At 28.5% G+C, this 13450-nt stretch carries 8 protein-coding genes; 5 read left to right on the plus strand and 3 right to left on the minus strand.

Annotated features, from left to right (window positions below; all coding sequences use genetic code 11):
* Window positions 1-116: 116 nt before the first annotated feature.
* Window positions 117-4538 (minus strand): translocation/assembly module TamB domain-containing protein, encoded by a 4422-nt coding sequence (locus SY27_RS14845; protein ID WP_082084373.1) that lies wholly within the window; start codon window positions 4536-4538, stop codon window positions 117-119.
* Window positions 4539-4717: 179 nt separating this feature from the next.
* Between SY27_RS14845 and tsaD the strand changes: the two genes are divergently transcribed.
* The 5 genes from tsaD to SY27_RS14870 all read left to right on the plus strand — a co-directional run bounded on the left by tsaD (window position 4718) and on the right by SY27_RS14870 (window position 9514).
* On the plus strand, window positions 4718-5737 hold the full coding sequence (gene tsaD / locus SY27_RS14850) for a tRNA (adenosine(37)-N6)-threonylcarbamoyltransferase complex transferase subunit TsaD (protein ID WP_045971871.1): 1020 nt from the start codon (window positions 4718-4720) through the stop codon (window positions 5735-5737).
* 1 nt (window position 5738) lies between these two features.
* Window positions 5739-6443 carry a 16S rRNA (uracil(1498)-N(3))-methyltransferase gene (locus SY27_RS14855; protein WP_045971701.1) on the plus strand — a complete coding sequence of 235 codons (705 nt, stop codon included), beginning with the start codon at window positions 5739-5741 and terminating at the stop codon, window positions 6441-6443.
* 4 nt (window positions 6444-6447) lie between these two features.
* Complete coding sequence (locus SY27_RS14860; protein ID WP_045971703.1) at window positions 6448-7089, plus strand: DUF4159 domain-containing protein; 642 nt, start codon at window positions 6448-6450, stop codon at window positions 7087-7089.
* A gap of 232 nt (window positions 7090-7321) precedes the next feature.
* A complete protein-coding gene (locus SY27_RS14865; protein ID WP_045971705.1) occupies window positions 7322-8272 on the plus strand; it encodes a zinc metalloprotease in 951 nt (316 codons plus the stop codon).
* A gap of 291 nt (window positions 8273-8563) precedes the next feature.
* Window positions 8564-9514, plus strand: coding sequence for a zinc metalloprotease (locus SY27_RS14870; protein WP_045971707.1), 951 nt, complete (start codon window positions 8564-8566; stop codon window positions 9512-9514).
* A 189-nt stretch (window positions 9515-9703) separates the two neighbouring features.
* On the opposite strand, the gene SY27_RS14875 is transcribed toward SY27_RS14870, so the two are convergent.
* Window positions 9704-10810 (minus strand): lipopolysaccharide assembly protein LapB, encoded by a 1107-nt coding sequence (locus tag SY27_RS14875; RefSeq protein ID WP_152640773.1) that lies wholly within the window; start codon window positions 10808-10810, stop codon window positions 9704-9706.
* 58 nt (window positions 10811-10868) lie between these two features.
* The gene (gene gyrA / locus SY27_RS14880) at window positions 10869-13409 is read right to left on the minus strand and encodes a DNA gyrase subunit A (RefSeq protein WP_045971711.1); all 2541 of its coding nucleotides are present in this window, start codon (window positions 13407-13409) and stop codon (window positions 10869-10871) included.
* Window positions 13410-13450 lie beyond the last annotated feature (41 nt).

Raw genomic sequence — 13450 nt, forward strand, 5'->3', positions numbered from 1 at the left:
AAATTTAGAAAAGGAAAATGGAATTTGTAACTATTTTTAACAGTTATTGAATTTAATACTAAAATTCAATCGTTTTCGTTAATAACTTTTTAGTTTTTAATATAAAAAACAGTAAATTAATCTATTTCTGGAACTTTTTGATCTTCTGGAGCTTTTTGAATTTTATTTCTTCTGTTATTAATTGATTCTAAAAATTCTGGATCTATATCAGAATCTGGAAAATCGTTTGAAGAATTATTTTCTGTTTTTTTCTTTTTATTTTTTTTAAAAATCTCTCTAATCAATTCTTTAAATGTATCGAAATCTACGGAATAATTTAAACCAATTCCTTGTGTGTAACCAATTCCTTCTCCTATATAATTAATATCATTTTCTCTATTAAATACTCTTGCTCTCAATGAACCATCTTCATTTAATTGCATTTGAATTTCTACGTCTCCAACTAGTACTGATTCTGTTACACCACCTACTGGAACTCCTACTTTTCCATTTATAGAAATTTTATCATTAATTTGTGTACTCAATGTAAGTCCTACTCTATCTGATATTTGATTAATTCTGTCTCCTTGGCTATAATCTACACCTACTTGTAATTTTGCATCTTGATCCGAGAAGATATCATTAAATAATGAACTTGCTGTTTCAAATAATGATCCATAAGCTACATTTCCAGCATTTTCAGGAGTTGTAAAAGATCCAAATGCTAATAAAGCAAATGCTTGATTTTGACGTACATCTTTATTCTGCAATCGATAATCTATTTCACTTTTAAGAACACTACTTACTGTTGGAAAATTAATATTAAAATCTGGTTCAGGATTACTTAAACTTCCATTAATTATAATAGATACTTCTGTAGGTAATTTTCTATTAGTATTAAAAGATGAGCTTTCAATTAACACAGATGGATTTGCTTGAGTTTCATAGATCGCTTCAAGATTTAAAATTGCTCCTAATGGATCTCCTTCCCATCTTATAGTACTTCCTTTTTTAACATAGAATTTTTTATCAAATAGTCCTGCTTTTTTAAAATTATATTCTCCTTCTTGAACTTGGAAATCTCCATACATTAAAAACTTACCTAGAGTATTTATTTCCATTTTCATAGATCCATATCCTCTGCCTTTCATAGCATGCCCTGATTCTCTATCTAGGATTACTTCGATTTCTGCATCTGTATCAATATCAAAATCTAAATCTAATTCAATACCATTGTATTTGTTTTTTCTTAATTTATCAATTGATGTTTTATTTAAATCTTCTTCTCTTATAAAAGTCATATACGCTTTTTGTCCTACATCTTCTGAATTACTCACTGGTATTTTTATAGATGTTCCTTTCTCTGATTCTCCAACAACTTTTACTAATAATGATTCTACTGGTCCGCTTATGTTTGCTTTTCCTTTCATAAAAGCAGTTCCATAATAATATGCATCTTCAGAATCTTTTGTATTTAATCCTAAAATATTATCTGATTTTAATTCAAGGTTTAATTCCCAATCTGAAAAAGCATTATGCTTTACATAACCATTTAAAATTCCTTGCGTATTAAATTTTGTATCTGTAATAGCAATACTTCTAAATAGAAATTCACGTTCTGTTACATCTACAATAGCATTTTTTTCAAAATTATAATCAACATTTAGATAAGGTGCATTTAGTCCTGCATTATTTAAATACAATCTTCCATCAATCTCTGGTTTTGTAATCAATCCTCTAATTGTGGCATTACCTGTTGCATCTCCTCTTATATCTGTGAGGACATTTCCTATCAATGAACCAAATGGTGCTAAATCAAAAGCATTAAAACCTGCATCCATATTTAACACTGATTTTTTATCGTTATATTCTATATTTCCGTTTAAATAGAATCTTTCATCTCCTCTTTGAACAATATAAGAATCTACTCCAAATCTATTTAAATTTTCATTTCCTTCAACAAGAACATATAAATCGCCAACAGGATATTTATTAATTTTAAGACTATCAATTCTTATATCTGACAATGGTTTATGAAAATTATTATCTTGTTCATACTTAGCAAATCCATTTAGTCTTCCATCAATACTAATACTATCTAATGAAGGTGTTATTTTATTTAAATCGACATCGTTAAATGTTAAATTAAAATTTTTATATGTTGAATCTCTCATTTCTCCATGGAAATCCATATTCTGATTTTCATGAGATAATCTAAATTTTTGAAATTTAAAATTCTTAAAGCTTTTATCGAAAACTATTTTATTGTCATTATTCTCTTTTTCATTTATAAACCATAAATAGTCCTTAAACTTAACCTCAGATTTTTTAAATCCGATTACAGATTCTTTATTTTCATCTATTGTATGATATAAGTTCAAAGAGAAATCATCATTATTATTGTTTCCTCCTTTAAACTCTGTTCTAACAAACAGTGTATCATTCATTGTTAAGTTAATCAAATTAAAATTTGATATCTTATAATATTTAGATCGAATACTATCCATTTCTATATAAGTGTTATATAACGGATTTTTATTATCTATATCAACTTTAATATTTGTAAAATTATTTTCGAAAGCTATTACATTTGGCGAACTAAAATCAAAGTCAAATTTTCCTAAATCGGCATTAATTTTACCTTTAATTTTCGTGTTTTCGGAAATCGAAATTTGTGGAATGAATATTTCTACTATTTTATTATAAATTGTAAAGTTAAAATCTAAAAACTGTCCTTTTTGTAATTTGTTTGGAGAATAATTTGCATATAAACTTCCTACTGCATTTTCTATTATTTTTCTTACTTGATTAATTTTATATTTCCCTACTACTTTACCTGTAATAATATCAGGTGAATTAATTGTTATAGTTCTAATTCTTTCGGAGTCAAAACTTGAATTCAATTCAAAATCATCAAAAAAGTAGCTATCTAAATTATTCTGATATGAAACATTTGTAACTCTTAGTGATCCATCTAAATCGTCTAATGTGTTTCCTTTTGCTAAAAAGAATATATTTCCTTTAAAGATAGAAATTGTGTCAATTTTAGAAAAGTGTAGTGCGTGTAAATCCACATAATCAATATGCGCTTTGAAATTATAATTTTTAACTTTTGAACCTAAATCAACAAGTCCATCAAAATCCATTTTTAAATTTGGATCATTACTATTAAAGTAACCCTCAAAGTATGGCATTTTCATCTTACCATCAACTGTAATGTTTTGATAATTATATTTATTATAATAAAATTTATCTATTTTACCTTTTACTTTAGTATTTAAATATTGCTTATTAAATCCTTTTCCATCTACATCTAAATTAAGCGTAACTTCTCCTATTTCACTCTCATTTAAAAATTTACCTAAATTAAAATTATCGAAAATAACATTTCCTTGATAGGTTGCATTATCGATATTTCCCATATCTTGAATTGAAAGATTACTTTGAATATTTCCTAGAACAGACGTAATAAAGACATCTGAATTTATATAGCTATCTGTCAATTCTACATTTCCATTTAGTGAAACTTTTCCTAATTTTGAAAGTGAAGTAGGTAAACTTTTGCCTAATATATTAGGCAAAATCGCTTTTAAATCTTCATAATCTGATGTTATTTTGGTAAACTCTCCATTTATATAAAAAGATTCGTTTTTATTAAACAAATTTTTAAAATTAATAGTTCCATTTATTTCAGAATGATTTTTATCACTTAACTTTAATTTATGTGTTGTAAAATTATTTAAAGTTCCTAAAAGATGCGTATCAATATTGAAAACATTATCTTTTCCAAATTCGTTATAAAAATAATTTAAGTCATTAGATGAAATATGTGCTTTATCCATCTGAACATCAAAAATCACTTTATTATTAAAATCTGAAAAATCTTTTCTTTTATATTTTAATTCAACCTTCCCTTTCATTACAGATTCTGCCGTAGTTAAATCTAAATTATCTAATAATATGTTTTTTTTAGTATAAGTAAAATTTGATGTAAGGTTTTCTACAGATAATCCTCTATAATCTTTAAACGAAAGTGTCTTAATATAAGTTGTTACATCTGGACCTTTAATGAAAAACTTTTTAATTTGTCCATTAAGATTTTGAAAATCTAAAATTTTTGGTGTTTCTAAATTTTGATTTGTATATCTAAATCTACTATTATGAACAACCATTAAACTAGTTTTCATTCTAAACTTTCCAGATGAAGGAGAACCATCATCAAAAGCTTCAATAAACTTATCTATATTGGTATAATCTTCTCCCTTATACTGAGTAATTTTGCAATTAAGACCATCTAAAATAACATCTCCCAAATATGGATGTCCATCATTATATAAACTTTTTACACTTAAAATAGATGTATTAACTCTTTTAATAAAGAACAAAGTATCTTTATGATGGTCTCTTACTAGAACTTCTCTTAATTTTACTGTACCAAAAGGCGTAATTGCAATTCTATCGATACTAATATTGGTTCCAAAATCTTCATTCAGTTTTTCAGTTACATATCTACCTATAAATGTTTGAACAGGAGGTAATGACAAGAGTATGCCCGACACTAGAAGAAGAAGCAATAAAAACAATAATGTTCGAAAGAATATTTTTTTTAATTTTTTGATACTCTAAAAAGGTTTAAATTTGCGTGGTTGACTGCTACTTGATGGATTAACAACAAAAATAAGCATTTTTGTAAGACAATTACAATAGCGTTAACTCAAATTTCATGCCTTTTTTAATAATGAAAAAAAAAATATACACTCTTGCTATTGAAAGCTCATGCGATGATACTTCCGCAGCAGTATTATGTAATGATAAAGTTCTCTCAAATATTGTAGCTCAACAAGCTATACACAAAGAATATGGAGGTGTTGTTCCTGAGTTAGCTTCAAGAGCTCATCAACAAAACATTGTCCCTGTTGTAGATGTTGCAATAAAAAAAGCAGGAATTTCAAAAGAAGAACTAAATTGTATTTCTTTTACTCAAGGACCTGGATTAATGGGTTCATTACTAGTAGGAGGCTCTTTCGCAAAATCAATGAGCATGGCTTTAAACATTCCTTTGATTGCAGTAAACCACATGAAAGCACATATTTTAGCCCATTTTATTGATGAAGAAGGATTTGATAAACCCACTTTTCCTTTTATAGCACTTACAATAAGTGGAGGACATACTCAAATTGTACAAGTAAACAGTTTTTTTGATTTAAAAATTATTGGAGAAACTACTGATGATGCTGTTGGTGAAGCTTTTGATAAGTCTGCAAAAATATTAGGTCTTCCCTATCCTGGTGGACCTTTAATAGACAAATATGCACAAGAAGGAAACCCAAAAGCTTTTAAATTTACTAAACCAAAAGTAGAGGGTTTAAATTTTAGTTTTAGCGGATTAAAAACACAAATTTTATATTTTATACAAAAAAATACTGCAATTAATCCTAACTTTATAGAGGAAAATAGAAATGATATTTGTGCTTCAATACAAGACACTATAATTGACATTTTAATGGATAAACTAAAAATTGCAGTAAAAGAAACAGGAATAAATCAAGTAACAATTGGAGGTGGTGTTTCTGCTAATTCTGGGATAAGAAAAACACTAAAAGAAACTGAAAAAAAATACGGTTGGAAAACCTATATTCCAAAATTTGAATATACAACTGATAATGCTGCCATGATAGGAATTGTAGGTTATTATAATTTCCTTGAAAATAATTTCAGCAAAAATACTACAGTTTCTAAAGCTCGAATAGAATTTTAATATGCAATTATTTTACAACCCATATATAAAAAAAGAAGACAAACACTTTATTTTCGACAAAGAAGAGAGTAAACATATTGTCAAAGTATTAAGAAAAAAAGAAAGTGATATTATTCACATTTCAAACGGATTAGGTTATTTATTCATTTCAGAAATAACGATTGCTTCTGATAAAAAATGTGAAGTAAAAATAATTGAAACTCAATTTTTTAATCCTACAAATTATCAATTACATATTGCAGTTGCTCCAACCAAAATAAATGATCGATTTGAATGGTTTTTAGAAAAAGCAACTGAAATTGGAATTCATGAAATCACTCCTATTATTTGTGAACATTCTGAAAGAAAAGTATACAAGATTGACAGAGCCGAAAAAATCATACAGTCTGCTATGAAACAATCTTTACAATATTATCTTCCAAAAGTAAATGAACCTATCCGCTTTAATGATTTTTTAGAAAAAGATTTTGAAGGTATAAAATATATTGCTCATTGTGAAGAACAAGACAGGAAGTCTTTTAAAAATATTATTAAAACAAATGAAAAAATAGTAATTTTAATTGGTCCTGAAGGCGATTTTTCTTTAAAAGAAATTCAACTTGCACTTCATAAAAATTTTACACCTGTAACATTAGGAAAAACTAGATTAAGAACAGAAACCGCTGCATTAGTTGCTTGCCATACAGTAGCCTTAATAAACGAATAAAACAATGAATAAAATATTTTTTATTAGTATTCTATTTTTTTTAAACATAGGATTCTCACAGGAAATTGCTGTTTTAAAATATTCTGGTGGTGGAGACTGGTATTCAAACCCTACTTCATTACCTAATTTAGCTACATTTTGTAATCAAAACATCAATACAAATATTAACAATAAAATTGCAACTGTTGAAGCAGGAAGTAGTGATATTTTTTCATATCCTTTTATTCACATGACTGGACATGGCAATGTTGTTTTTAGTCCAAATGACTTAGAAAATCTAAAAAACTATTTAACTTCTGGTGGTTTTCTACATATTGATGACAACTATGGAATGGATGAATTTATTAGAAAAGAAATTCAAAAATTATTTCCAAACAACAATCTAGTTGAATTACCAAATAGTCATGAAATTTTTAAAGCACCATATAATTTCCCTAATGGTCTTCCAAAAATTCATGAACACAATAATAAGAAACCTCAAGCTTTTGGTCTCTTTATAGAAAACAGATTAGTATTGCTTTATACTTTTGAATCAGATTTAGGAGACGGTTGGGAAGATGAAGAAGTTCACAATGATCCTATTTCAGTAAGAGAAAAAGCATTAAAAATGGGAGCAAATATTCTAAATTATGCTTTCAAAAATTAACCTTAAAAAAAGAGACCGTTTTGAAACGGTTTTTTTTTAAGATATTTATCATTCCACCCTCTTTAAATTAAGCACACAAGTTCTTAATTTACCCGACAATCTTAATAAAAAACAGAAATTACATGTTAAATATTAAAAAATTAACTTTTATTTAATATTTTTACATAAAAAATAAACATAATACGTTTTTTTGTTATAAAATTGCATCAGTAATCAAAAACAATTAACCATTATGAAAAATTTTTTATTATCAACTACAATTTTATTACTCATGGTTTCATGTAACAATGAAGAAAACACAGTTACAGATTCTCCAGAAGCAAATGCGATTGCTCATAGAGGATGCGCTTCACATGACGTTCTTGACAGACAACTAAAAGAAGATCCTACTTTATCAGGTAGAATGGCTGAAATTGAACTTAAAACAAAAAACGCTATAACACAAGGAAGAATAGTGAATGGAGTACTTGAAATTCCAGTTGTATTCAATGTTTTATACAGAACTTCTTCAGAAAACATTTCAGATGCTCAATTACAATCTCAAATTGACGTTTTAAATAAAGATTTTAATGCTCAAAACTCAGATTTCAACACTGCAAATAATCCGTATAGTGATGTAAGAGCCAATGTAGGGATTCGTTTTGTACTTGATGCTGTAAATAGAAAATCTACAAACAAATCATCTTGGGGAACTAGAGACGTAATGAAAAAATCAAAAAGAGGTGGAATAGACCCTACATCTCCTACTACAAAATTGAATATTTGGGTTTGTACAATTGGAGGTGGTATATTAGGGTATGCACAATTCCCAGGAGGTTCATCAGCAACTGATGGTGTTGTATTAGATTCAAAATATACTGGAACTACTGGAACTGCAACTTATCCTTTTAACTTAGGTAGAACTGCAACGCACGAAGTAGGTCACTGGATGAATTTACGTCATATTTGGGGTGATACAACTTGCGGAAATGATTTAGTAAATGACACTCCAACTCATAATACTGCAAATTACGGTGTTCCAGCTGTAGGACATAGAAGTACGTGTTCTGGAACTCCTTTAGAAATGTATATGAATTATATGGATTATACTGATGACAGAGGAATGTATATGTTTTCTAATGACCAAAAAGACAGAATGCTAGCTGTTTTTTCTCCTTCAGGACCAAGGGCTTCATTCAGATAAATATTTAAAATAACAAATTAAACCAAAGGCCATCTAAAACATTTTTTAGATGGCTTTTAAATTTTTAAACTATCTTTCATTGTCACAAGTTTTATTGAAAATTCACTTTATAAAAATAAATTAAAAACAATAAAACAAGCATTTTAATCATTTTAAATTCAAATAATTACATAAAAAATATACTTTTTTCAACAAATTAACAGTTTTTTTGATTTTAAAACACAAAAACAGTAATATTGTATAGTTATCAACTAAATATCAAACAATTTACAAACATTTAAACAAGTTATTATGAAAAAAGTTTTATTATCAGCAGCAGCTTTATTGCTTATGATTTCATGTAACAATGAAGAGAACGCAATTACAGACACACCAGAAGCAAATACAATTACTCATAGAGGTTGTGCTTCTCATGATGTTCTTGAAAAACAACTAGAAGAAGATCCTTCTTTAGCAGGCAGAATGGCAGAAATTGAATCAAAAATTAATGATGCTATTACTCAAGGTAGAATAGTAAATGGTGTATTRGAAATTCCTGTTGTATTTAATGTTCTTTATAGAACTTCAGCAGAAAATATTTCGCAAGCGCAATTACAATCTCAAATTGATGTATTAAACAAAGATTTTAATGCTCAAAATTCAGATTATAAYACTSCWAAYAAYCCATATAGYAGYGTAAGAGCTAATGTAGGAATYCGYTTTGTTTTAGATAGAGTYATTAGAAAATCTACTACTAAAACATCTTGGGGAACAAATRATGCYATGAAAAAAACAAGTACAGGTGGTATTGCTCCTACTTCTCCTACTACAAAATTAAACTATTGGATATGTACAATAGGTGGTGGAATTTTAGGATATGCACAATTTCCCGGCGGATCATCAGCAACTGATGGTGTTGTAGCTGATTCTAGATACACTGGAACTACAGGAACTGCAACTTAYCCWTTTAACTTAGGTAGAACAGGAACTCACGAAGTRGGACATTGGATGAATTTACGTCATATTTGGGGTGATACAACTTGTGGAAATGACTTAGTGAGCGACACTCCAGTACATAATACTGCAAATTATGGTGTTCCTGCTGTAGGACATAGAAGTACATGYTCTGGAACGCCTTTAGAAATGTATATGAATTATATGGATTATACTGATGACAGAGGAATGTATATGTTTTCTAATGGACAAAAAAACAGAATGTTAGCTGTTTTTTCTCCTACAGGACCAAGAGCTTCATTTAGATAAGAAAGTTTAAACAACTTAATATTAAAAGTCGTCTAAAACAGTTTTTTAGACGACTTTTTTAGATTTAATTTATTTTATAAAAAATCAACGATTAACTCATAACTAAAAGATCTACATATTATTACAAAAAACTGTGAAGCCAAATCTAGCTCCACAGTTCTAATCTAAATATAAATTCTATTATTATTATTATTTTAAAGCCGCTGCTTTATCCTTCATCTCTAATGTTTCATAACACAAAACAAGCATTTTTTTAGTATCTCCATCAGACGGCATAATTCCATAAGCCTTTTCAAAAAAAGGTAATGCTCCTTTATACATTTCTTTTCTTTTCTGCATTAATTCATCATACTTTTCTTTATCATCTAAGTTTGAATTAATTTCATCAACTATATCCTTATCATTAGCTAAAGCATTATAACCAAGGTTAAAATACAATTTCAATTCATCGCTTTTTAAATCTTCATCATTTGGAAACAATTTCCTCGCTTTAGCATAAACAGATTTTGCTTTTTCAGTGTTTCCATTTTCTAAAACTAAAGCAGCGTATGTTTTATATACTTGACTTTTTTTCAAAGACATATTTACATCCCTAGGCTTTTCATATAGTTTTGTAGCTATCGATTTTAATCTTTCTTCTTTCGTTTCAAAAAAATACTCTTCTCCATTAGCAACACTAGTTGCAAAACGTTCAACTCCATTTTCAAGATAATCACTATTTACAAACTCTTCATATCTTTTTTCTGCATATTTATAATCTCCAGATTGAAACGAAGTAATTGCTGAATTTTCAAGAGCTCTACCTTTATTCTTTTTATCAAATTGATACAAAGAATAAAACATTTCACTTGCTTCTTTAAAATTATTTAATTCATTATAATTAAATGCAATATCACTAATTGAATTAGCAAATGCTTTTTTTCGTTCAATCAAATTATTATAAAACTCTTTATCCTCAGATTTTTCTTCAATATCAATAACTTTACTTATTGCTTGTCCATATTCTTTTATAAACTCAGGATTAAACACATTTATCTTATCCTGTATAGTTGATTTCTCTCCTTTAAAAGTTAATTCTACAGAAGGATAAGCAATTTTATAAAATTTAGCATATACTTTATCCGCATTCTCTTTTGCAAGATATTCTAATGATATCATTGCTACATTATATTTTTCTAAATCTTTTTCAGAGATTTTATCTTTTGAATAAATTTTCTTAAGTGTTTTTAACTCATCTTTTTGAGCAAAAGTAGTCATTGATACAAACAACACTACTGTTAAAAATAATGATTTCATTTCGTTTGATAGTTTTTAATTTTAAAGCCCAAAACTAATCATTTTGGGCTTTAAATAATTATTCATTTGTTTCTGTGTTTTCTGTTGAATCAAGCTCTATATTGGTAATTTCTTCTGCATCTACAACTTCTGCATCTTCTTCTCTAAGAACTTTCGTTACAGCTGCAATAGAATCTTTCCCTTTAATATTAATTAAGCGAACTCCTTGAGTTGCTCTTCCCATAACTCTTAAATCTGAAATTTCCATTCTAATAGTTAATCCAGACTTGTTAATAATCATTAAATCATCTTCATCTGTTACAGCATTAATAGCAATTAAAGCTCCTGTTTTCTCGGTTAAATTAAGTGTTTTAACACCTTTTCCACCACGATTTGTAACTCTATAAACTGGTTCTCCATCTTCTTCTAATTTTGTACGTTTACCATAACCATTTTCGGTAACTACTAAAATTTGAGAATCATTAATATCTTTTTCATCAATTGATACCATTCCTATCACTTCATCTTTTTCATCTGCTAAAGTGATTCCACGAACTCCAGAAGCAGTTCTTCCCATTGGACGCGTCTTACTTTCTTCAAAACGAACTAATTTACCTGATTTTACTGCTAATAAAACATGGCTATTTCCTGTAGTTAATTTTGCTTCTAATAATTCGTCGTCTTCTTTAATTGTAATTGCATTAATTCCATTTTGACGTGGACGAGAATATTGCTCTAAAGAAGTTTTCTTAACTTGACCTTGTTTAGTTGCCATAATCACATAGTGACTATTAATATATTCTTCATCTTTTAAATCTTTAGTACAGATAAATGCTTTTACTTTATCATCTTTCTCTATATTAATCAAATTTTGGATAGCTCTTCCTTTGCTTGCTTTTGTTCCTTCAGGAATTTCAAACACTCTCATCCAATAGCATTTTCCTTTTTGGGTAAAATACATTAAGTATTGATGATTTGTTGCTACAAATAAATGTTCTAAGAAATCTTGATCTCTTGTTGCAGCACTTTTTTGCCCAACTCCACCTCTATTTTGAGTTTTATATTCTGTCAATGATGTACGTTTAATATAACCTGCATGTGATATAGTAACTACAACTTGTTCATCTGCAATTAGATCTTCAATACTTACATCTCCTCCAGCATATTCTATTATTGAACGTCTTTCATCTCCATACTTCTCTTTAATTTCTGCTAATTCAGTTTTGATAAGTTCCATTCGCAATTCTTTACTTGCTAATAATTCTTTCAATCCTGTAATTAATTTCATTATCTCATCGTATTCAGCACGAAGTTTATCTTGCTCTAGTCCTGTTAATTGACGTAAACGCATTTCTACGATGGCACGAGCTTGAATTTCCGATAATTTAAATCGTTCAATTAATTTATTTCTTGCTTCTTCCCCATCTTTAGAAGAACGAATTAATGCAATTACTTCATCAATATTATCAGAAGCAATGATTAAACCTTCTAATATGTGTGCTCTTTCTTCTGCTTTTCTTAATTCATATTGTGCTCTACGAATTACAACTTCATGACGATGTTCAACGAAATGATGAATTAAATCTTTAAGATTCAACATTTCTGGTCTTCCATTTACAAGTGCAATATTATTCACACTAAACGAAGATTGTAATTGAGTATATTTGTATAATGTATTTAAAACTACATTTGGAACCGCATCTCTTTTTAATTCATAAACAATTCGCATCCCATTTCTATCCGATTCATCACGAATAGTTGCAATACCTTCAATTTTTTTCTCATTAACCAAGTCAGCCGTTTTTTTAATCATGTCGGCTTTATTAACTTGATATGGAATTTCAGTTACAATAATAGCTTCTCTATTATTTGATTCTTCAAAACCTGCTTTAGCTCGCATAACAATACGTCCTCTACCAGTTTTAAAAGCTTCTCTTACTCCTTCATATCCATAAATAACACCTCCTGTAGGAAAGTCGGGTGCTTTTACATGTTGCATTAACTCATCAATTTCAATATCATTGTTATCAATATAAGCTAATGTTCCATCTATTACTTCTGATATATTATGAGGAGGCATATTTGTTGCCATACCTACTGCAATACCAGATGCACCGTTAATTAACAAAGTTGGAACCTTTGTAGGTAATACTTTTGGCTCTTCCAAAGAGTCATCAAAATTCAATTGAAAATCAACCGTTTCTTTTTCTATATCCGCCAACATATCTTCCGATATCTTTCGCATTCTTGCTTCGGTATAACGCATTGCTGCTGGACTATCGCCATCAACTGATCCAAAGTTACCTTGACCATCAACCATTAAATATCGTAAACTCCACTCTTGAGCCATACGAACCATTGCATCATATACTGATGTATCTCCATGTGGATGGTACTTACCTAATACTTCTCCAACAATCCTTGCTGATTTTTTATAAGCACTATTAGAACGAATTCCTAACTCATGCATTCCAAATAATACTCTTCGATGTACTGGTTTTAACCCGTCTCTAACATCTGGAAGCGCTCTAGATACAATAACCGACATTGAATAATCAATGTAAGCTGATTTCATTTCATCTTCAATGTTAATAGGGATTAACTTTTCTCCTTCAGACATAAGTATTTAAATTAAAATTATATTCATTTTGTTAAACGTGC

It is taken from the genome of Flavobacterium sp. 316 (assembly GCF_000967805.1).
In the GTDB taxonomy this organism is placed as follows: domain Bacteria; phylum Bacteroidota; class Bacteroidia; order Flavobacteriales; family Flavobacteriaceae; genus Flavobacterium; species Flavobacterium sediminilitoris.